This is a genomic window from Streptomyces sp. CGMCC 4.7035, assembly GCF_031583065.1.
In the GTDB taxonomy this organism is placed as follows: domain Bacteria; phylum Actinomycetota; class Actinomycetes; order Streptomycetales; family Streptomycetaceae; genus Streptomyces; species Streptomyces yaanensis.
In genome coordinates, this window is record NZ_CP134053.1 from 7,780,890 (window position 1) to 7,799,406 (window position 18,517).

Annotated in this window: 24 protein-coding genes and 1 pseudogene; 8 read left to right on the plus strand and 17 right to left on the minus strand. The window is 71.4% G+C overall.

From position 1 onward, the window contains the following. The first annotated feature begins 1 nt into the window (after position 1). Positions 2 to 364, plus strand: a complete 363-nt coding sequence (locus Q2K21_RS34255; protein ID WP_310779794.1) for a DsrE family protein — start codon at positions 2 to 4, stop codon at positions 362 to 364. A gap of 77 nt (positions 365 to 441) precedes the next feature. On the opposite strand, the gene Q2K21_RS34260 is transcribed toward Q2K21_RS34255, so the two are convergent. The 8 genes and pseudogenes from Q2K21_RS34260 to Q2K21_RS34290 form a co-directional block, all read right to left on the minus strand. Beyond that, positions 442 to 699, minus strand: coding sequence for a DUF3099 domain-containing protein (locus Q2K21_RS34260; protein WP_310779796.1), 258 nt, complete (start codon positions 697 to 699; stop codon positions 442 to 444). A 122-nt stretch (positions 700 to 821) separates the two neighbouring features. Next, positions 822 to 1,109, minus strand: coding sequence for a DUF1416 domain-containing protein (locus tag Q2K21_RS34265; RefSeq protein ID WP_131563266.1), 288 nt, complete (start codon positions 1,107 to 1,109; stop codon positions 822 to 824). A 39-nt stretch (positions 1,110 to 1,148) separates the two neighbouring features. After that, on the minus strand, positions 1,149 to 1,994 hold the full coding sequence (locus Q2K21_RS34270) for a sulfurtransferase (protein ID WP_310779799.1): 846 nt from the start codon (positions 1,992 to 1,994) through the stop codon (positions 1,149 to 1,151). Positions 1,995 to 2,135: 141 nt separating this feature from the next. Further along, on the minus strand, positions 2,136 to 2,216 hold the full coding sequence (locus Q2K21_RS35970; RefSeq protein WP_353963671.1) for a putative leader peptide: 81 nt from the start codon (positions 2,214 to 2,216) through the stop codon (positions 2,136 to 2,138). 239 nt (positions 2,217 to 2,455) lie between these two features. Beyond that, positions 2,456 to 2,959 (minus strand): annotated as a pseudogene (locus Q2K21_RS34275) (LmeA family phospholipid-binding protein); the annotation flags it as partial. Between the two features lie 273 nt (positions 2,960 to 3,232). Then, positions 3,233 to 4,426: a hypothetical protein gene (locus tag Q2K21_RS34280; RefSeq protein ID WP_310779800.1), complete on the minus strand. Its 1,194-nt coding sequence runs from the start codon at positions 4,424 to 4,426 to the stop codon at positions 3,233 to 3,235. An 8-nt stretch (positions 4,427 to 4,434) separates the two neighbouring features. Then, entirely contained in the window at positions 4,435 to 4,689 is a 255-nt protein-coding gene (locus tag Q2K21_RS34285; protein ID WP_310779803.1) for a MoaD/ThiS family protein, read from the minus strand. Positions 4,690 to 4,725: 36 nt separating this feature from the next. After that, positions 4,726 to 5,583, minus strand: a complete 858-nt coding sequence (locus Q2K21_RS34290; protein WP_310779805.1) for an alpha/beta hydrolase — start codon at positions 5,581 to 5,583, stop codon at positions 4,726 to 4,728. Between the two features lie 166 nt (positions 5,584 to 5,749). On the opposite strand from Q2K21_RS34290, the gene Q2K21_RS34295 reads away from it, so the two are divergent. The 6 genes from Q2K21_RS34295 (at position 5,750) to Q2K21_RS34320 (ending at position 11,652) form a co-directional block, all read left to right on the plus strand. Further along, the gene (locus tag Q2K21_RS34295) at positions 5,750 to 6,517 is read left to right on the plus strand and encodes a winged helix-turn-helix transcriptional regulator (protein ID WP_310779807.1); all 768 of its coding nucleotides are present in this window, start codon (positions 5,750 to 5,752) and stop codon (positions 6,515 to 6,517) included. 74 nt (positions 6,518 to 6,591) lie between these two features. Then, the gene (locus Q2K21_RS34300) at positions 6,592 to 7,614 is read left to right on the plus strand and encodes a LacI family DNA-binding transcriptional regulator (protein WP_310779809.1); all 1,023 of its coding nucleotides are present in this window, start codon (positions 6,592 to 6,594) and stop codon (positions 7,612 to 7,614) included. Between the two features lie 243 nt (positions 7,615 to 7,857). Then, positions 7,858 to 8,949 (plus strand): S1C family serine protease, encoded by a 1,092-nt coding sequence (locus Q2K21_RS34305; RefSeq protein ID WP_310779811.1) that lies wholly within the window; start codon positions 7,858 to 7,860, stop codon positions 8,947 to 8,949. A gap of 54 nt (positions 8,950 to 9,003) precedes the next feature. Further along, positions 9,004 to 9,249, plus strand: a complete 246-nt coding sequence (locus tag Q2K21_RS34310) for a hypothetical protein (RefSeq protein ID WP_310779813.1) — start codon at positions 9,004 to 9,006, stop codon at positions 9,247 to 9,249. Between the two features lie 238 nt (positions 9,250 to 9,487). Continuing rightward, positions 9,488 to 10,219, plus strand: coding sequence for a response regulator transcription factor (locus Q2K21_RS34315; protein WP_310779815.1), 732 nt, complete (start codon positions 9,488 to 9,490; stop codon positions 10,217 to 10,219). Beyond that, complete coding sequence (locus Q2K21_RS34320) at positions 10,216 to 11,652, plus strand: sensor histidine kinase (RefSeq protein WP_310779817.1); 1,437 nt, start codon at positions 10,216 to 10,218, stop codon at positions 11,650 to 11,652. Before Q2K21_RS34315 ends, Q2K21_RS34320 begins: the two co-directional genes overlap by 4 nt. On the opposite strand, the gene Q2K21_RS34325 is transcribed toward Q2K21_RS34320, so the two are convergent. The 4 genes from Q2K21_RS34325 to Q2K21_RS34340 are packed head-to-tail and all read right to left on the minus strand — an operon-like array spanning position 11,627 to position 12,816. Beyond that, a complete protein-coding gene (locus Q2K21_RS34325; RefSeq protein WP_310779819.1) occupies positions 11,627 to 11,986 on the minus strand; it encodes a hypothetical protein in 360 nt (119 codons plus the stop codon). The genes Q2K21_RS34320 and Q2K21_RS34325 overlap by 26 nt on opposite strands. Continuing rightward, on the minus strand, positions 11,983 to 12,333 hold the full coding sequence (locus Q2K21_RS34330) for a DUF6247 family protein (protein WP_310779821.1): 351 nt from the start codon (positions 12,331 to 12,333) through the stop codon (positions 11,983 to 11,985). Before Q2K21_RS34330 ends, Q2K21_RS34325 begins: the two co-directional genes overlap by 4 nt. Positions 12,334 to 12,380: 47 nt before the next feature. Further along, positions 12,381 to 12,629, minus strand: a complete 249-nt coding sequence (locus Q2K21_RS34335) for a hypothetical protein (protein ID WP_310779823.1) — start codon at positions 12,627 to 12,629, stop codon at positions 12,381 to 12,383. 52 nt (positions 12,630 to 12,681) lie between these two features. Further along, on the minus strand, positions 12,682 to 12,816 hold the full coding sequence (locus tag Q2K21_RS34340; protein ID WP_310779825.1) for a hypothetical protein: 135 nt from the start codon (positions 12,814 to 12,816) through the stop codon (positions 12,682 to 12,684). Here Q2K21_RS34340 and mshD point away from each other — a divergent pair. Beyond that, a complete protein-coding gene (gene mshD / locus Q2K21_RS34345; protein ID WP_310779827.1) occupies positions 12,815 to 13,753 on the plus strand; it encodes a mycothiol synthase in 939 nt (312 codons plus the stop codon). The two genes, Q2K21_RS34340 and mshD, sit on opposite strands and share 2 nt — an antisense overlap. Positions 13,754 to 13,805: 52 nt before the next feature. Here mshD and Q2K21_RS34350 read toward each other — a convergent pair whose 3' ends face one another. The 5 genes from Q2K21_RS34350 to Q2K21_RS34370 are packed head-to-tail and all read right to left on the minus strand — an operon-like array spanning position 13,806 to position 18,283. Further along, positions 13,806 to 14,480, minus strand: a complete 675-nt coding sequence (locus tag Q2K21_RS34350; RefSeq protein WP_310779829.1) for an ABC transporter — start codon at positions 14,478 to 14,480, stop codon at positions 13,806 to 13,808. Continuing rightward, positions 14,474 to 16,009, minus strand: a complete 1,536-nt coding sequence (locus Q2K21_RS34355; protein ID WP_310779831.1) for an ABC transporter permease — start codon at positions 16,007 to 16,009, stop codon at positions 14,474 to 14,476. Before Q2K21_RS34355 ends, Q2K21_RS34350 begins: the two co-directional genes overlap by 7 nt. Further along, a complete protein-coding gene (locus tag Q2K21_RS34360) occupies positions 16,006 to 16,875 on the minus strand; it encodes an ABC transporter ATP-binding protein (RefSeq protein ID WP_310779832.1) in 870 nt (289 codons plus the stop codon). Before Q2K21_RS34360 ends, Q2K21_RS34355 begins: the two co-directional genes overlap by 4 nt. Next, positions 16,872 to 17,747: a zf-HC2 domain-containing protein gene (locus Q2K21_RS34365; RefSeq protein WP_310779834.1), complete on the minus strand. Its 876-nt coding sequence runs from the start codon at positions 17,745 to 17,747 to the stop codon at positions 16,872 to 16,874. Before Q2K21_RS34365 ends, Q2K21_RS34360 begins: the two co-directional genes overlap by 4 nt. Then, on the minus strand, positions 17,744 to 18,283 hold the full coding sequence (locus Q2K21_RS34370) for an RNA polymerase sigma factor (protein ID WP_310779836.1): 540 nt from the start codon (positions 18,281 to 18,283) through the stop codon (positions 17,744 to 17,746). The genes Q2K21_RS34365 and Q2K21_RS34370 overlap by 4 nt, the downstream gene beginning before the upstream one ends. Between the last annotated feature and the right edge of the window lie 234 nt (positions 18,284 to 18,517).

An 18,517-nucleotide genomic window follows, 5' to 3' on the forward strand; every position in this document is an offset into this window, starting at 1 on the left:
CATGGCGAAGAAGCTCGTGATCAAGGTGACGGCGGGGGCGGACGCCCCCGAGCGCTGCTCGCAGGCGTTCACGGTCGCGGCGGTGGCCGTGGCGAGCGGGGTCGACGTCTCGCTCTGGCTGACCGGGGAGTCCTCGTGGTTCGCGCTGCCGGGCCGGGCCGCCGAGTTCGAGCTGCCGCACGCCGCGCCGCTGCCCGATCTGATCGACTCGGTCCTGGCGGCCGGCCGTATCACCCTGTGCACGCAGTGCGCGGCCCGCCGCGAGATCACGGAGAAGGACGTCATCGAGGGCGTACGGATCGCCGGCGCACAGGTGTTCGTACAGGAGTCGCTGGCGGACGACACCCAAGCACTCGTCTACTGAGCCGGCACTCGCCCGCTGACGCCCACTGAGCCGGCACTTGCTCTCTGAGCCGGCACTTGCCCGCTGAGCCGGGGCGACTACCGCCGCTTCTTCCCGTCCAGCTCGTCCCACCACTCGTCGGACTGCGGGTCCCCGGACGGGTCGTCCCACCAGCGGTCCTCGGGGCCGCGCCGGTTCGCCACCATCGCGGCCAGCGGCGGGATGACCATCGCGACCAGACACATCCCCACGGCCACGGGAACCGACCAGATCCGCACGACTCCCCAGGCCAGGACGAACAACCCGATACAGGTCGCCATCATGGCGAAGTAGATGTGCCGCCGTCGCGCGTACATGTTTCCAGGTTATGCCTGGTCACGCCGAAGGGCCGCACCCCGAACGGCAAGCGTCCAACCCACCGGGGGTGCGGCCCTTCGGCCGTCACGGGCGGTCCCTCGGACCGTCATGGAGTGCGCCGTCAGACGGCGATCGCGACCTCCGCGAGGCCGCCCGTCTGCGCGACGACCGTACGGTCCGCGGTGCCGCCCGGCACCAGGGCGCGTACGGTCCAGGTGCCCTCGGCCGCGTAGAAGCGGAACTGTCCGGTCGCCGAGGTCGGGACCTCGGCGGTGAACTCGCCGGTCGAGTCCAGCAGGCGCACGTACCCGACCACGGGCTCGCCGTTGCGGGTCACCTGGCCCTGGATGGTGGTCTCACCGGGCTTGATCGTCGAGGCGTCGGGGCCGCCGGCCTTCGCTCCACACATGGCTCTTCCTTCGGGGTAGGTCGGTCCGGGGGTCCGGGATTACTTGGCGGCGCCGAGCTCGATCGGGACGCCGACGAGGGAGCCGTACTCGGTCCAGGAGCCGTCGTAGTTCTTGACGTTCGGGACCTCGAGCAGCTCGTGCAGGACGAACCAGGTCAACGCGGAGCGCTCACCGATGCGGCAGTACGCGATGGTGTCCTTGGCCAGGTCGATGTTCTCCTCGGCGTAGAGCTCCTTGAGCTCCTCGTCCGACTTGAAGGTGCCGTCGTCGTTGGCGTTCTTCGACCACGGGATGTTGCGGGCGGTCGGGACGTGACCCGGACGCTGCGACTGCTCCTGCGGCAGGTGCGCCGGAGCCAGCAGCTTGCCGGAGAACTCGTCGGGCGAGCGGACGTCCACCAGGTTGTACGAGCCGATCGCGGCGACCACGTCGTCACGGAAGGCACGGATCGAGGCGTCCTGCGGCTTGGCCTTGTAGTCGGTCGCTGCGCGCTCCGGCACCTCGGTGCCGTCGACCAGCTCGCGGGCGTCCAGCTCCCACTTCTTGCGGCCACCGTCGAGCAGCTTGACGTTCTCGTGCCCGTAGAGCTTGAAGTACCAGTAGGCGTACGAGGCGAACCAGTTGTTGTTGCCGCCGTAGAGGATCACCAGCGTGTCGTTGGCGATGCCCTTCGCCGACAGGAGCTTCTCGAAGCCCTCCTGGTCGATGAAGTCACGGCGGACCGGGTCCTGGAGGTCCTTGGTCCAGTCGATCCGGATGGCGTTCTTGATGTGGTTCTTTTCGTACGCCGACGTGTCCTCGTCGACCTCGACGATCGCGATGTTCGGGTCGTCCAGGTGTTCCTGGACCCAGTCGGCGTCAACCAGGACGTCGCTGCGGCTCATGCTCTTTCTCCTCCGGGGCAGTTGCGGCGGGGCGTGCGAGTGAGAAGGGGTGCGGGTACGCGATTCAGCGGCGGCGTACGCGGCGCGCGAGCGGCCCTGCGTCAGAACCAGGGCCGGCGATACGGGAGTCCGCTCTCCCGCTCAGAAGGTGCGACAGAGCATGGCGGCGACGCGGCACAGGTCTACTGCCCGCCGCTTCGTGAGATCCGCCTGTCGCCTCATAGGCTCGATCGTAGGGACGGACCGCCGGGCGTGTCACCGGCATGTCGTATTCTGAGACGCGATCGTCCGGAATATGGGATCGATGGTGGCGTCCGGGTCGCCGTCGCGCGGCCCCCGGCCCTCCGCCCCGTCAACTCATCTGCGGTACGGACGGGGGCGTCTCGCTCTTCGGACATCCGTACTTCGGACATCTGTGCTTCGGACATCCGTACCGCCTGGGCCGCCGGCCGTCCGTCGTCCTACCCCGCGAGTTCGACGTCCGAACCCTTCACCGTGATCTCCACCCCGTCCTTCGCCGCCTCGACCTTGTCGAGCCGGATGCCGCCGGGAAGCTCGCCGATCCTCTGCTGGAAGTCGGTGATTCCCCGGATCCGGCTCTCGGCGAGTTGGAAACCGCCGACCGAGGGCAGGGAGTCCGCGTGCACCTTCACGGTGTCGCCCTGGACGGTGACCGAGCTGAGCACGGAGGCCCGCAGCTTCTTGCCGGTGGGGAACGTCCACTCGATCGCCACCTTGAGCCTGCCGTTGCCGCCGTCCGAGAGGCCGACGACCCGGGCGGTGACACCGAACCCCACCTGGGCGGGCTCGGACCTGGCCGCCTTGAGCAGCTCGTCGTACGCGATGAGCGCGGTGCCGGTGGCGTCGGCCGCGGTGGCGGAGCTGTAGTCGCCGGAGACCCTGACGCCCCTCATCCGCGCGTTCAGGTCGTCGATACGGATCTTCTCGGCGCCGTTGCCGGTGCCAGGATCACGACGACGATCAGCAGTATCCGCAGTGCGCGCATGCTCGGTGTTCCCCCACCTCGGCGGTCATCAACGACGGCGGTCATCAACGACGGCGGTCACTGACGACCGGGTGGCCGTCCATCGCGACTGTAATCCTGCGGGGAGCGGGGGCCCGGAGAGTGTCGAACAGCTGCGGAAGGAGGTGCCGCGGCGTCCCGTTCGCGCCCCGCCCGACCCGGACTCGGCGAAGGCAGGCGCAGCGGCGCGCTCCCGTGACCGCGCCGCCTCTCCTCAGACCAGCGCCCGCCCCAGCAGATAGACCACCGGCGCCGCCGCCGTGAGCGGCAGGGCGACGCCCGCCGTGAAGTGGACGAAGCGGGACGGGTAGTCGTAGGAGGCGACCCGGTGGCCGATCAGGGCGCAGGCGCCCGCGCCCAGGCCGAGGAACGCGCCGGAGGTGCCCAGGCCGGTCGCACCGCCCATCGCGATGCCGGCGCCCGCCGCCGCCAGCAGTGCCACCACCACGGAGGCCGCGGTCGGCAGCGGCAGCGCCCGCGCCAGGGTCGCCGCGGCGACGGCGACGGCGCCCACGGTGACGGCCTCCTGCGGGGCGGCGAGGTGCCCGGCCGCGATGATCGACAGCGCGGCCGAGGCGACGGTCGCCATCAGGCCGTGCATCCGTGTGTCCGGATCGGCGTGCGAGCGCAGCTGGAGGACGAGGGAGAGCAGCACCCACACGCCGAGGGTGCCGAGGATCGCGGCGGGCGCGTGCTCCCGGCCGGCCACGAGCAGTGCGACGTCCGCGGTGACCGCGCCCAGGAAGGCCAGCGCGATGCCCTGCCGGGCGGGCCACATGCCGTTCAGCCGGAACCACCCGGCGGCCGTCACGGCCTGAAGGAGCACGAGCGGTACGACGAGGGCGTACGTGCCGAGGGCCGCGGCGCCGGCGAGCAGCGCCCCGAGCACCGCGGTGAGCGCGGCGGGCTGCAGCCCGGGCTCGATGATCGGCGAGCGGCCTTCGAGCCGGGCCCGCTGGTTGGCGGGGAGGGTGGAGAGGTCGACGGGCGGTTCGGGAGCGGTCGCCGTCTGCGTGCCGCCACCGCCCTGGGCGACCGCCCAGCCGTTGCCGCCACCGCCTTGGGCAGTCGTCCACCCCTCGCCGCTACCGCCTTGGGCAGTCGTCCCTCCCCCAGTGCCTTGAGGGCCTGGGGGGACCCCCAGGCGGGACGGATGGGCAAGGCCATCGACACCGGGTGCCGCGTAACCGTGGGGCTCGTACACCTGGCCTTCCGGCGGCAACGGCTGTGCGGTCCCGTAAGCCTGCCCCTCCCACTGCTGCGGCTGCTGATACGCGGCATTCGGGTCGTACCACCCCTGCTGCTGCGGCGGCTGCGACTGCGCCTGCGGCGGCTGCTGCGGGTACCCCTGCTGCTGATAGGGGTCGTACCCCGTCGGGTCGTACCCCTCGTACGGCTGGTTGCTCATCGCTTCGCTCATCCTCCTGCGAACGGCGGGAGCACCTCGACCGTGCCGCCCTCGGCCAGTCGTACCGTCTCATGCGCGCGGGTCCCGACGGGGTCACCGTCGACGAGGAAGGAGCATCGCAGCAGGACGCGGACCAGTTCGCCGGGGTGTCGATCGCGGACCGCGTCGAGTGCCTCCGCGAGCGTGGTCGCTTCGTACGGCTCCTCGGCGACCCCGGCCGCGGCCTTGGCGGCGGCCCAGTAGCGCACCGTGCCCTTTGCCATCTGCTTCCTCAACTCGTCGTCGTGAACACCGTCAGGCTAGTGCCTCGCGCGCGAGGCCACCCACGCCCCGATCCGCCCCAGCAGCCCGTCGTCACTGGCGTGCTCGGCGTGGCCCATGCCGGATTCCAACCAGAGTTCCGCGTGGCCCGGGGCGGCGTCGGCGAGCATCCGGGGGTGGTCGAGGGGGAAGTAGCCGTCGCGGTCGCCGTGCACGATCAGCAGCGGGGTCGGCGCGATCAGGGGGACGGACTCCACGGGCGAGACGGGGACCGGATCCCAGTCACGGTCGTGGATACGGACGCGCAGGCCGTAGCGGCCCACCAGACGTCCCTCCGGGCGGGTCACCAGCCAGTGCACCCGCCGCATGGGGGCGGTGCCCCGGTAGTACCAGCGGGCCGGAGCGCTGACGGACACCACCGCGTCCGTGTGCGCGCCCTCGTGGTCCTGCGCCGCGTGCCGCAGCACCACCGAGCCGCCCATCGAGAAGCCGACGGTGGCCACCCTCGTGTGCCCCAGCTCGCGTGCCCACGCCACCGCGGCCGCCAGGTCGTGCACCTCGCGGTCACCGACCGTGGAGCGCCCGCCCGACGCCCCGTGCCCGCGGAAGGAGAAGGTGACCACCGCCCCGTACCGCGCGAGGACGCCCGCCACCCGGCGTACATGAGGCCGCTCCAGATCACCCGTGAAGCCGTGCGCAACGACGATCGCCAGATCGTCCAGGTGACCGGAAGGTGGACGTCCGGTGTCGTATACGACGGATCCCGGATCGTATGCAGCGTCGATGGTCACCCCGTCGACGGTGTGCAGAAACGTCCGCAAAGGTCCGTGACGCGCCGTCTCAGAGTGCGGACGAATCGTGGATCGTGCCTTTTGACCTGCCGAACCGGTGCTCATGTGGGCTATTCTGCTGGGCAGAGGACTCGGGCAGCGTTGCCCCCGGGTCCTTTTGTGCTTTCGGAAGCGTTGTATACGAAGCGGGAAACCGCAGGTGTACGGGGCCGCCGGGATCGCAGAGCAATACCGCAAACGTCCTCGCAGGGACCGAGGAGGAACCAGACGTATGAGTTCTCTGCTGCTCCTGACCAATGCCCTCCAGCCGTCGACGGAGGTGCTTCCGGCCCTCGGCCTGCTGCTGCACAACGTGCGCGTGGCTCCGGCGGAAGGACCGGCCCTCGTCGACACCCCGGGTGCCGACGTCATCCTGATCGACGGTCGCCGTGACCTCCCGCAGGTGCGCAGCCTCTGCCAGCTGCTGCGCTCCACCGGCCCCGGCTGTCCGCTCGTCCTCGTCGTCACCGAGGGCGGCCTCGCGGCCGTCACCGCCGACTGGGGCATCGACGACGTCCTGCTGGACACCGCGGGTCCCGCCGAGGTGGAGGCCCGCCTCCGCCTGGCCATGGGGCGCCAGCAGATCGTCAACGACGACTCCCCGATGGAGATCCGCAACGGCGATCTGTCGGTGGACGAGGCGACGTACTCGGCCAAGCTCAAGGGCCGCGTCCTCGACCTCACCTTCAAGGAGTTCGAGCTCCTGAAGTACCTCGCGCAGCACCCGGGCCGCGTCTTCACCCGCGCCCAGCTGCTCCAGGAGGTCTGGGGCTACGACTACTTCGGCGGTACGCGCACGGTCGACGTCCACGTACGACGACTGCGCGCCAAGCTCGGCCCCGAGCACGAGTCGCTGATCGGCACCGTCCGCAACGTCGGCTACCGCTTCGTCACCCCGGAGAAGGTGGAGCGCGCGGCGGACGAGGCGAAGGCCAAGGCCGCCCAGCCAAAGCCGGAGGATGCGGACGAGACGGCGGCCGTGTCCGCGGCCGAGGTGTGAGACCGAGATCACGGCTCGGGCATACTACGGCGTACGCCCTGCCCAGAGGCGGTCCATCCGCGTAGACTCCGCGCGTGGCCAAGGTGACTCGGGATGATGTGGCGCGGCTGGCGGGTACTTCCACCGCCGTCGTCAGCTATGTCATCAACAACGGACCCCGGCCGGTCGCCCCGGCCACGCGCGAGCGCGTCCTCGCCGCGATCAAGGAACTGGGGTACCGGCCCGACCGGGTCGCCCAGGCCATGGCGTCGCGGCGTACGGACCTCATAGGCATGATCGTCCCGGACGCGCGCCAGCCCTTCTTCGGGGAGATGACGCACGCCGTCGAGCAGGCCGCCGCCGAGCGCGGGAAGATGGTGCTCGTCGGCAACACCGACTACGTCGCCGAGCGCGAGGTCCACTATCTGCGGGCCTTCCTCGGCATGCGCGTCTCCGGGCTGATCCTGGTCAGCCACGCGCTCAACGACCACGCCGCCGCCGAGATCGAGGCGTGGGACGCCCGGGTGGTGCTGCTGCACGAGCGGCCCGAGGCGATCGACGACGTCGCGGTCGTCACGGACGACATCGGCGGCGCCCAGCTCGCCGTCCGCCACCTCCTGGAGCACGGCTACGAGTACGTCGCCTGTATGGGCGGCACCTCGGAGACCCCGGCGGTCGGCGACCCGGTCTCCGACCACGTCGAGGGCTGGCGGCGCGCGATGCAGGAGGCCGGGATCTCCACGGAGGGCCGGCTCTTCGAGGCTCCGTACAACCGCTACGACGCGTACAAGGTGGGCCTGGAGCTGCTGTCCGGGCCGAACCGCCCGCCGGCCATCTTCTGCTCCACCGACGACCAGGCGATCGGCGTGCTGCGCGCGGCGCGCGAGCTGCGCCTCGATGTGCCGGGCGAGCTGGCCGTGGCGGGCTTCGACGACGTCAAGGAGGCGGCGCTCACCGATCCGCCGCTGACGACCATCGCCTCGGACCGGTCGGGGATGGCCCGGGCGGCCGTCGACCTGGTGCTGGACGACGGGCTGCGGGTCGCCGGTTCCCGGCGTGAACGGCTCAAGCTCTTTCCGTCCCGGTTGGTGGTGCGGCGGTCCTGCGGGTGCGAGTAGCCGGCCGCTCCGAACCTGTTTGAATCTGCCGGTCGTCTGTGGCTGGTCGCGCCCGCGCGGCGGAGCCGCATGATGTCCGGGCCCCGCGCCCCTTGCCAGGGGCGCGGGAACCCGGCGCAGGGCGGCTCACCCCCACCCGCGAGGCCTCCCCCGGCGCGCCCTTATATCGGGCATACGAGGTTCTGTCGGGCTTCTCAGGGACGGCTCAGGAAGCTCTCATGATCGCGGGACACTCTCTATTACATGACCGAGAGCTTCCGCAGCAGCGGCGAGTACGAGTACCCCCAGGGTGACGGGCAGCAGCCCGCGTACCCCCAGCAGCAGCACGCCTCTCCCTCCGTGAACCCGGAGTGGCCGCCCCCGCCGGCATACGAGCCGGCGCAGCCGACGGCCGTGGCCGCCACCGGTCACGACGGCGGCAACGGCGGCGGCACGGCTCTCCTCACCCCGGCCCCCGCCACGCCGAAGAGGCGCGCCAAGGGTCCGTTCGCCCTCCTCGCCGCCGTGGCGATCGTCGCCGCGGCCATAGGCGGCGGCACCGCGTACGGCATACAGGAGCTGACCGGCAAGACCACCACGGTCTCCTCCAGCTCCACCAGCACCACCGTGGTGCCCTCCAGCCTCAAGGGCACGGTCGCCGGGGTCGCCAAGGCGGTCAGCCCGAGCATCGTGGAGATCAGCGCCACCTCCAACGCCGGCGAGTCGACCGGTTCGGGTGTGATCATCACCAGCGGCGGCGAGATCATGACCAACAACCACGTCGTCTCCGGCGCCTCCTCGATCAAGGTGACGACGAGCAACGGCAAGTCGTACACCGCGCAGGTCGTCGGTACCGACAGCAAGAAGGACCTGGCCCTGATCAAGCTGGAGAACGCCTCCGGCCTGACGGTCGCCACGCTCGGCAACTCCGACGGCATCCGGGTCGGCGACCAGGTCGTCGCCATCGGCTCCCCCGAGGGCCTGACCGGCACGGTCACCAGCGGCATCGTCTCCGCCCTCGACCGCGACGTCACCGTCTCGACCGACGAGAGCCAGGGACAGAGCCAGGGCGGCGGCCAGTGGCCGTTCGAGTTCGGCGGCCGGCAGTTCAACGGCGACACGGGCTCGTCCACGACCACGTACAAGGCGATCCAGACGGACGCGTCCCTGAACCCGGGCAACTCCGGCGGCGCCCTGATCGACATGAACGGCAACATCATCGGCATCAACTCGGCGATGTACTCGGCCACGGACTCGACCTCGTCGAGCGCCGGCAACGTCGGCCTGGGCTTCGCCATCCCGATCAACACCGTCAAGTCCGACCTGGCCAAGCTGCGCTCCGGCTCCCAGAGCTGAGCGGGTGTCCTGCCGGGCGAGTGGTAAGTCGAGTGGGTAAGTAAGGAGCACGACATGATCACGCAGATTCTGCACGAGGCGACCGCTCCCTTCGGCCCTGCCGGGGTCTCCCTGGCCCTGGCCGTGGCGTACGAACTGCACGCACCGGCGGTCCAGACGCCGGAGGACTTCGAGCTGCGCGCCCCGGAGAGGCGGGCGCTGGAGGTGGCGGTCCCCCAACTGATGGGCCTCCGCACCACGGCCGCACGTCCCCACCGCCGCAAGGTGCCGCTGAACCGGCTCACCTTGGCGCTGGGCTGAGCCGCCCTCGTCCCCACGACGTACGCCATCCGGTCCCGCTGGGTCCCCGGTGGCGTACGCCGTATGTCCGGGGCGGAGGCGGATGCCCGGCCCGGACTCAGGCGGCCCCGGGCGGCTGCTCGACACCAGCCCAACAGCCCAAAAGTCCCCTGTCGACCCTTTCCGCCCCCGCCCGGAAACGTGCGAGGCTGAAGGCGTTCAGCCCCGCCCCATCGCATCCCGAGGAACCCCCACTCCCATGAGCCCCGCCGAAGGCGACCGTGAACCCCAGCGCATCCTGATCGTCGACGACGAGCCGGCGGTGCGCGAAGCACTCCAGCGCAGCCTCGCCTTCGAGGGCTACGACACCGAGGTCGCCGTGGACGGCGCGGACGCGTTGGAGAAGGCCACCGCGTACCAGCCCGACCTGGTCGTCCTGGACATCCAGATGCCCCGCATGGACGGCCTCACCGCCGCCCGCCGGATGCGCGGCGCGGGCACCACCACCCCCATCCTCATGCTCACGGCCCGTGACACGGTCGGCGACCGCGTCACCGGCCTGGACGCCGGGGCCGACGACTACCTGGTCAAGCCGTTCGAACTGGACGAGCTGTTCGCCCGTATCCGCGCCCTTCTGCGCCGCAGCTCGTACGCGGCCGCCACGGTCGGCGCGCCGGAGGACGAGGCGCTGACGTTCGCCGACCTCCGCATGGACCTGGCCACGCGCGAGGTCACCCGGGGCGGGCGGCCGGTGGAGCTGACCCGGACCGAGTTCACGCTCCTGGAGATGTTCATGGTGCACCCGCGCCAGGTACTGACCCGTGAGCAGATCCTGAAGGCGGTCTGGGGCTTCGACTTCGAGCCATCATCCAACTCGCTCGACGTGTACGTCATGTACCTGCGCCGCAAGACGGAGGCGGGCGGCGAGCCGCGTCTCGTGCACACGGTGCGCGGTGTGGGCTATGTCCTGCGGCAGGGTGGCGCGGAGTGATCAGAAGGTTCCGCTCCCTCCCGCTCCGCTCCCGGCTGGCCCTTCTGGTGGCGGCCGCGGTGGCGTTCGGTGTCGCCGCGGTGTCGGTGACCTGTTGGTTCATCGTGCGCGGCAAGCTCTACGAACAGGTCAACAACACCCTGGAGAACAACGCGAACCCGGCTCGGGCGGGGGTCCTGGCGAAGGTCCTGACAGAGTGCAAAACCACGCCCGAGACACAGAGCGACGGCAGGCCGCAGCCCTACTTCTTCCAGGTGGTCGGCAAGGACGGCAAGTCGTGCGTCTACCCGTACTCCGCGGGGCTGGTGAAAGCCACGAGCGTTGAGAGGGACATCGCAAAGAACCCGACCCGGGCCGTCTTCCACAACAGCACCGACAGCAAGGGCAACCCCGTACGGGTGCTGACGATGCCCCTGCTCATCGACAACCCTGGCGGCCATCCTCAGCCCGTCCCCGACTACGCCCTGGTCACCGGCTATCCGCTCGCGGGCACCAACAAGACCCTCAACGACCTGGCCCTGATTCTCCTGATCGTCTCCGGCATCGGAGTCGTCGGTGCCGGAGCCTCCGGCCTGACGGTGGCCCGCGCGGGCCTGCGCCCGGTCGACCAGCTCACCGAGGCCGTCGAACACATCGCCCGCACCGAGGACCTGACGACCCGCATCCCCGTGGACGAACAGAGCGAGGACGAGATCGCCCGTCTGTCCCGCTCCTTCAACTCGATGACGTCGTCCCTGGCGAGCTCCCGCGACCTGCAGCAGCAGTTGATCGCGGACGCGGGCCACGAACTGCGTACGCCGCTCACCTCCTTGCGGACGAACATCGAACTCCTCAGCCGCAGCGAGGAGACCGGCCGCCCGATCCCCGCGGCGGACCGCAAGGCGCTCCTCGCCTCGGTGAAGGCGCAGATGACGGAACTGGCCTCACTGATCGGCGACCTCCAGGAGCTGTCCCGTTCCGAGGGCCAGCGGGGCGAGCGCGTCCAGGTGGTCCCGCTGGAGGACACCGTCGAGGCCGCCCTGCGCCGCGCCCGGCTGCGCGGCCCGGAGCTGACGATCACGGCGGACCTCCAGCCCTGGTACGTACGGGCGGAGCCGTCCGCGCTGGAGCGGGCGGTCGTGAACATCCTGGACAACGCGGTGAAGTTCAGCCCCGAGGGGGGCACGATCGAGGTCGAGCTGGCGGACGGCGTCCTGAAGGTCCGCGACCACGGCCCGGGCATCGCGGCCGAGGAACTCCCGCACGTCTTCGACCGCTTCTGGCGCTCGCCCTCGGCCCGCGCGCTCCCCGGCTCGGGCCTGGGTCTGTCGATCGTGGCCCGCACGATCCAGCAGGCGGGCGGCGAGGTGTCCCTGACGCCGGCGAACGGCGGGGGCACGGTGGCGACGGTACGGCTACCGGGGGCGCCTACGCCTCCGCCGGAGGCGGTGTAAGAGGCTCGGCTTCTTGCCAGAAGACCTCTTCGACCACGATCTGGGGATCTTCGGTTCGGCGGACGAAACTGTACTTCAGCCAGCCGCTTCCGTCGTCGAACAAGCAGATGTGGCGGCCCTTCGGATCAGTGGACCGGCCCGGCACGACTCTCATTCCGTCGGGAAGTCCGGCATCAGCATTGATGCCGCGGAAATACGGGTCTTTCGCCGTGACCAGTTCGGCGCGCGCCGCGAGAATAATCTCACGAACGTGGTCGGGCAGTGCCTCGAAGGTGACGAGAGCATCGATCCGCCAGTCCGCTTGCCAAGGCGGCCCCATGAACCCATCAGTCACTCGCCGGGCTCCAGTTCTCGGACCCGGTAATGAATCTTCGCCGCCTCTTCGAGGAGGGCTTTGGCTTCAGCGATGTCGGTGCACTCGTACGCGGCTCGGTGTTCAAGATCGCGCACATGCGCGTCCAGCTTGGGGTCGCGGGCGAGGGCGTACTCACCCCACCAGCGGGCCATGAACGCCGGCACCGGACCGAGATCATAGGTGTCGGCGATCGCCCACTTCCAGTGCTCGTCGAAGTCGGGGAGGAGCTCGGGCGTGTGCTGTGCGATGGCCTGGCGCAGCGCCTTCGGGGTCCGCTCGGGCATGGGGGGGACGATGGGATCGGGTTCCGCAGCGTGGGCAGCCATGATCGATGTCCTCCTTCGACGCGCCGTGTCTACGACCATAGCCGCGCTCACCGTCCCCGCGCGGATTGTCCGCGCATTGGCTTCGACCAGGACAGCGAGCCCCGGGCGCGGATCTTCCCGGCGGCCAGGGCGTACAGGTTGGCCGACACCCCCGGCCCTTGATCGAGTTTCTCGTCGGTCAGCCGGCGAGCCATCCGCTCGCGCAGTGCCTCACGGGTGGCGGCGACACGTTCGGCGAGCTGATCGGCGGTGAGCCGCTGAGTCGCCAAGTGGTCGATGATCGCGTTCTCTGCCATGACGTCACCGTGGCTGGACCGCCCCCTTTGCAGTTCCGGTTTCCCGCCCGCTTCACACGAAGGTGTTCAGCTCCGCCTCACCCTTGACCTGCTCCACGAACACCGACCAGGACACGGCCGAGAAGACCAGCGGACGCCCCGCCCGTGCCTCCCCTTCCCCCGGTCCTCCCCTTACCCTCGTACCCATGACCAGCGACGACCCCGCCCTCCCGGCATCGCCCCGCTCCATCGAGACCCTCGCCGCGCTCTCCCCCGAACAGTCCGAGACCGTGCTCGCGCTGCTCGCCGAGGCAGCCCGGGTCGACGGGCAGCAGGCGGTGTCCGAGCAGGGCCGGCTGCAGTTGCGCGGCGGTGAGCGGGAGGGTGTCTCCCATCTCCTGCTGACGGTCGGCGACACCCTCGTCGGATACGCGCAACTGGAGGACACCGACCCGGTGGAGGCCCCGGCCGCGGAGCTGGTCGTGCACCCCTCGCACCGCGGCCACGGGCACGGCCGGGCCCTTGGCGCCGCGCTCCTCGCCGCCTCCGGCAAGCGGCTGCGGGTGTGGGCGCACGGCGGTCACTCCGCGGCCCGGCACCTGGCCCAGGTCCTCGGCCTCACCCTCTTCCGCGAACTGCGCCAGCTGCGCCGCCCGTTGACCGACCTCGACCTGCCCGAACCGAAGCTGCCCGACGGCGTCACCGTGCGCACCTTCGTGCCCGGCGAGGACGACACGGCCTGGCTCGCCGTCAACGCGGCGGCCTTCGCCCACCACCCCGAGCAGGGCTCCCTCACCCAGCGCGATCTCGACGACCGCAAGGCCGAGCCGTGGTTCGACCCGCAGGGCTTCTTCCTGGCGGAACGCGAGGGTGAGCAGGGTCCCGAACTCATCGGCTTCCACTGGACCAAGGTCCACGCCGAGGAGCAGCTCGGTGAGGTGTATGTCCTCGGCGTCCGCCCCGGCGCCCAGGGCGGCGGCCTCGGCCGGGCCCTCACCACGATCGGCCTCCGGTACCTGGCCGCCCAGGGCCTGCCGACCGCCATGCTGTACGTCGACGCGGACAACAAGGCCGCGCTCACGGTCTACGAACGGCTGGGCTTCACCACCCACGAGACGGACCTGATGTACCGGACGGAGACGTGAGCTGCGGGTGAGCAGCGGGCGGCCGCGTCCCGGAGGTGAGTCCAGACGGTCGTCAACGGTGTGCCCTCAGCAGCGAATCCATCGCACGGTGCCTGCGTATCGGCTCAGGTAGGAGCATCGCGCCCACCAGCAGAATGAGCGCCAGGAGCACCGCCCACCGCTGATGGGCCGCCGCCCAGCCGGGGTCGCCCTCCGCGACGAACAGGGCCCATCGCGGCCGGAGCAGCACCGCGAGCACCGTGGTCGCCAGCAGCATCGCCGCCACCCTCGCGCCCGGCTGCGGCTCGTCGGTGAACCGCACGGCAGCCGCCGCTCCGATGAGCGCCAGGGCCGCGAGGGCCGCCGCCTCCAGGGTCACGGCGCCGGCCGGCGGCCGTATCTCCCCGGGGACGAGCAGCAGGGCCGCCGTCCAGCACAGCCCGGCCGGCGGGGCGACAAGCGCCATCCGCAGCGCGGTGCGCACCGGTCGCCGGGTCGGCACCGCCTCCGTGAGGTGCCGTGCCGGGTCGTCCAGCAGGAACGCCAGCCCCAGCGCGAAGACGAGCGCCGCGGCCCTCAGGAGGATGAGGGCCGGCGTGGTGTCGAGCTCGCCGGGCACCAGCCGGGTGACTGCGGCGAGGGCCAGGCCCGACCCGCCCGCGGCACCGAGCACCGGCCAGGGGAGGGTGCGCCACACCGGTGGGAGGAGGGCACTGATCCGCGCGTACTTGTTGCCCGCTTCTAGCACGACTCCCCCTTGTCGGTCGCCGGCGGTACCCCCAGCAGTTCCGCCACCCGCGCCTCCGATGTCTTCGGGGACGTCAGCTCGGTCCAGTGGGCCTTCACGCGGGTCGCGACGCTGTAGCGCGGGCGCTGAAGCAGGTCCCGGACGATCCGGGTCTGCTCGGCACTCATGGAGACGGGTTCGGTGGGGGACAGGGCGGCGTTGGAGCCCTCGATGCTGTCGTCCAGGCGGACGCGGCGAAGGGCGGTCATCGGGTCGTCCTGCGTGGCCAGCGCCAGCCACATGACGGTCACCACCCGGGCGTCGCACATCTGGGAGATGGCCTGCTCGTCGCCCGCGACGAGCACCGAGGCGACCCCGACGGCGAACTCCGGGATGCGGGCGCCGCCCCAACGGGTGCCGGCCGTGACCTCGCCGGGTGTGCTCAGGGGCGTGATGGCGGAGTCGCTGGTCAGGTCGTAGATGACCGGTATCCGCTGGCGGACCGTCAGCCGCGCTCCTGCGGCGGCGCCGCCCGCGAAGCCCTGGACGCGGTCGACGACCGCCGCCCAGTCGTCCCGCCAGGCGGTCCACTCCGGGAAGGAGCAGTACGTCGACCGGCCGTGCACCGCGCACGACTGGGACGTCGCCGGCGCATGGCTCGCCTTCGTGCGGGCCGCGGTCAGGGACGCCTCGTGGCTGGGGGACTGTCCGGTGATCCCCGCGGCCGTGGCGCCGAGCGCGACCACCGTCAGCGCCTTCAGCATGCGCGTACGTCCCCCGCTCAGCAGGACCGCGACGCACAGCAGCAGTGCGGTGAGGCCCGCCAGATACAGGGCGTGCCAGGCGGCCGGGCGGCCCAGGAGGTCGGACGGGATCGCCACGCCGCCGTCCTCGGAGTCGATCGGCTGGAGCCAGTTCAGCCAGTGCACGCTCTGCCCGGTGACCGCGGAGGTGACCACGAGCGCGGCGTATCCCACGACCACGACCAGGGGACCACCGGCCACGCTGGGGAACAGTCGCGCGATCAGCACCCCCAGGGCCCCGGACAGCAGCACCACCAGCGGTCCCACCGCCAGCTCGGCCAGGGACCCGTGACCGACCGCACCCGGCTTCAGCGCCGCGCTGCCGTACTCGACGGCGACCACCAGCGCGGTGACCGCCGCGAACGGCACCACGGACAGCATGTGCGCGACCGTACGCCGCCAGGGCTCCATGACCAGGACGTCGAAGTGCCCGTCGGTGCCGTGGCGCCGGGAGCGCAGCGCGGCGGCGTTCACGCAGATGAGGACGGCGATACCGAGGAAGAACGCGGCAGGCTCGGTGGCGCGGTCGGTGTTCTGGAGGACCGGATAGTCGTACATGCCCTCCTCGGAAAAGAACAGATTCCAGAGCGCGCGGCCGATGTACAGCAGGAAGAACACGAACACCGGGATCTGCAGCGCGAGTTCACGGGCCTCGAAGCGGGCCAGCGCGAGGACGGCGGATGCCCTGCGCCGGTCGGTCCGTACGGGCGCGGGCACCGCGAGGGCCTTGTCCATGACCGTGCTCATGCGGACGCCACCTCCACGGGCTCGCCGTCGAGGGCCAGCAAGTAGCCGTCCTCCAGGGTGGGTTCGAGGAGGTCGGCGCCCTGGGGCGGGTCGCCGACGTTCCGGAACGTGCCCATACCCGTTCGCCAGCCGGCGCGGGCACCCGGGTCGCGTTCAGCGCTGCTCCACACGCGGCCCGCCGCCCGGGCGGTCAGCTCGGCCGGGGTGCCCTCGAAGCGGACGCGGCCGCGGGCCATCACGATCACGCGGTGGCAGAGCATCGCCACGTCCTCGGTCTGGTGGGTGGACAGCACCACCGCCCGGCCCTGGCCCGCCTCGGCGATCAACTCCCGGAAGCGCATGCGCTGTTCGGGATCGAGGCCCACGGTCGGCTCGTCGAGCAGCAGGAGGCCCGGGTCGCCCACGAGCGCGGCGGCCAGGGCGACGCGCTGGCGCATGCCGCCGGAGAGCCGCTTGATGCGCTTGCCGCGCACATCCGAGAGGTCGACGGCCTCCAGCACGCGCCGTACCTCGCGGTGGCGGGCGGCGCGGTCGGTGAGTTCCTTGAGGATCGCCACGTAGTCGACGAACGCGAAGGCCGTGAAATCCGGGTGGAACCCCGGAGTCTGCGGCAGATAGCCGAGCCGGCGCCGCACCTCCTGGCGGCCGACGGCCGTGCCCGGGTCGTGCCCGAGGACGGTGAAGGCGCCCCGGTCGGCGGGCACGGCGGTGGCGAGCACCCGCAACAGCGTCGTCTTGCCCGCGCCGTTGGGCCCGAGCAGCCCCGTGACGCCCTCACGCAGGCGCAGGGAGACATCATCAAGGGCGGCCGTGCCCCCGTAGCGCAGAGTCAGGCCGGAGGCCGAGACGGTGGGCGCGGTGGTCATGAGGCGCTCCTGTGGGTGAAGTCGGTGAAGAGGTCATGGGCCCGCGAGGCGTCGAACCGGTCCCGCAGGCGGTGCAGCAAGGCGGCCGCGACGGCCGCGACCACCGCGGCCACGCCCTGGCCTGCCCCTGTGAACGGCGGGAGTGTCCCGTGGGTGGTGGTCAGCTTGGCCACCACCAGCAGGGCGACCCAGCCACCGCTGACCAGGGCGGGCGCGAGCACCGGGCCCAGCCTGGCGGTCAGCGCGAGGCCCGTCGCGGTGAGGGCGAGGGCGGGCAGCAGCCAGGCCATGGCGTGCAGCCCGTAGGCCGGGAGGGCCAGCGTCGCCAGGCCGTTCAGCCCCAGGCTCGCCGTCAGTACCGCGACCGTGCGGATCATCAGCAGCCGGAAGCCGTGCAGCGGGGAGACGACCGTCAGCTCGTACGTCGGGTCGAGAGCCGGCGTGTAGGACAGCGCGACGCCCGCGAGCGGCAGCAGCGGGGCCAGGGCGAGGAACAGCGCGGGCGAGTCCTCCGCGTACACACTGATCACCGTCATGGCCAGGACCAGCAGGACCGAGCCCAGCCAGGAGGCGCGCAGGACGGGTGTCGCGGCGAGCAGCCGGGCGGTGTGGTCGGCGACCCCGAAGCGGATCAGCAGGGCCTCGAAGACCCCGGGCCGGGGGGCGTCCAGCTCGGCGTCGAGCCGCTCCCAGCCGGTCTCCAGTGCGACCGGGTCTGCCACCTCGGCCAGCGCCCGGCGGCAGGGCGCGCAGGCGACCAGGTGGGTGTCGACGGACCAGAGCCGGGGTGCCTGCAGCTCGCCGCGCGCATACGCGCGCAGATCGTCGGCGTCCGCGTGCCATCCGGCGCTGTCGCGCTCGTCGTCCTTCATGTCAGTTCCTCCCGCAACCGCTTCCGCGCACGCAGCGCCCGTGTCTTGACCGTGCCCGGGGGAATGCCGAGCAGGACGGCCGCCTCCCCGGTCGTCAGCCCGTCGATCACCGTCGCCTGGAGGACGGCCCGCAGCTCCGGCGAGAGCCTGGTCAGCGCCCCTGCCAGGTCGCCGTGCTCCACTCCGGCCAGGACACGCTCCTCCGCGGAGGCCTCGTCTCGGTGCCGCAGCCGCGCCAGCGTCTGCCACAGCCGGCCGCGCGCGCCGTCACCGCGCAACGCGTCCACCAGCCGCCGGGCGCCGATGCGCCAGAGCCAGCCGGCCACGTCCCCGTCCTCCCGGTAGCGCGCAGTGCCGCGCCAGACCGCCAGGAACGTCTCCTGCACGACGTCGTCGACGACCGCGGGATCGGCGCAGCGGCCGCGCAGCCGTGCCGTGAGCCACGGCGCATACCGCCGATACAACTCCTCGAAGGCGCGACGGTCCCCGTCTGCCGCGGAACGCAGCAGCTCCCCGTCACTTGTCGTTTCCCTCACGCCCCTTCATCGGACGAGCCCCCGCGATCGGTTCACGCCCAGGAGAAGAGTTTTGGGCAGGGAGAAAACCTCCCCTACCAGGAGCGCTTCCCACCGCCAGGAGCACCCCCCCCACCAGGAGCACTCCCCCCGCCAGGAGCGCTCCCCCCACCAGGAGCGCTCCCCCTGCCGGGAGCGAGCTCACCCCATTCCAGCCCCCTCATACACCCCTCCCAGCCCCTCGTACGCCGCCGC

Excerpts from the sequence above, each read along its gene's own strand:
- Q2K21_RS34340 (WP_310779825.1), bottom strand. The coding sequence starts at position 12,816 with ATGGGTACGAGGGTAAGGGGAGGACCGGGGGAAGGGGAGGCACGGGCG.
- Q2K21_RS34290 (WP_310779805.1), bottom strand. The coding sequence starts at position 5,583 with ATGAGCACCGGTTCGGCAGGTCAAAAGGCACGATCCACGATTCGTCCG.
- Q2K21_RS34280 (WP_310779800.1), bottom strand. The coding sequence starts at position 4,426 with ATGAGCAACCAGCCGTACGAGGGGTACGACCCGACGGGGTACGACCCC.
- Q2K21_RS34355 (WP_310779831.1), bottom strand. The coding sequence starts at position 16,009 with ATGAGCACGGTCATGGACAAGGCCCTCGCGGTGCCCGCGCCCGTACGG.
- Q2K21_RS34315 (WP_310779815.1), top strand. The coding sequence starts at position 9,488 with ATGAGCCCCGCCGAAGGCGACCGTGAACCCCAGCGCATCCTGATCGTC.
- Q2K21_RS34305 (WP_310779811.1), top strand. The coding sequence starts at position 7,858 with ATGACCGAGAGCTTCCGCAGCAGCGGCGAGTACGAGTACCCCCAGGGT.
- Q2K21_RS34360 (WP_310779832.1), bottom strand. The coding sequence starts at position 16,875 with ATGACCACCGCGCCCACCGTCTCGGCCTCCGGCCTGACTCTGCGCTAC.
- Q2K21_RS34255 (WP_310779794.1), top strand. The coding sequence starts at position 2 with ATGGCGAAGAAGCTCGTGATCAAGGTGACGGCGGGGGCGGACGCCCCC.
- Q2K21_RS34265 (WP_131563266.1), bottom strand. The coding sequence starts at position 1,109 with ATGTGTGGAGCGAAGGCCGGCGGCCCCGACGCCTCGACGATCAAGCCC.
- Q2K21_RS34365 (WP_310779834.1), bottom strand. The coding sequence starts at position 17,747 with ATGAAGGACGACGAGCGCGACAGCGCCGGATGGCACGCGGACGCCGAC.
- Q2K21_RS34285 (WP_310779803.1), bottom strand. The coding sequence starts at position 4,689 with ATGGCAAAGGGCACGGTGCGCTACTGGGCCGCCGCCAAGGCCGCGGCC.
- Q2K21_RS34260 (WP_310779796.1), bottom strand. The coding sequence starts at position 699 with ATGTACGCGCGACGGCGGCACATCTACTTCGCCATGATGGCGACCTGT.
- Q2K21_RS34270 (WP_310779799.1), bottom strand. The coding sequence starts at position 1,994 with ATGAGCCGCAGCGACGTCCTGGTTGACGCCGACTGGGTCCAGGAACAC.
- Q2K21_RS34310 (WP_310779813.1), top strand. The coding sequence starts at position 9,004 with ATGATCACGCAGATTCTGCACGAGGCGACCGCTCCCTTCGGCCCTGCC.
- mshD (WP_310779827.1), top strand. The coding sequence starts at position 12,815 with ATGACCAGCGACGACCCCGCCCTCCCGGCATCGCCCCGCTCCATCGAG.
- Q2K21_RS34330 (WP_310779821.1), bottom strand. The coding sequence starts at position 12,333 with ATGGCTGCCCACGCTGCGGAACCCGATCCCATCGTCCCCCCCATGCCC.
- Q2K21_RS35970 (WP_353963671.1), bottom strand. The coding sequence starts at position 2,216 with ATGAGGCGACAGGCGGATCTCACGAAGCGGCGGGCAGTAGACCTGTGC.
- Q2K21_RS34335 (WP_310779823.1), bottom strand. The coding sequence starts at position 12,629 with ATGGCAGAGAACGCGATCATCGACCACTTGGCGACTCAGCGGCTCACC.
- Q2K21_RS34295 (WP_310779807.1), top strand. The coding sequence starts at position 5,750 with ATGAGTTCTCTGCTGCTCCTGACCAATGCCCTCCAGCCGTCGACGGAG.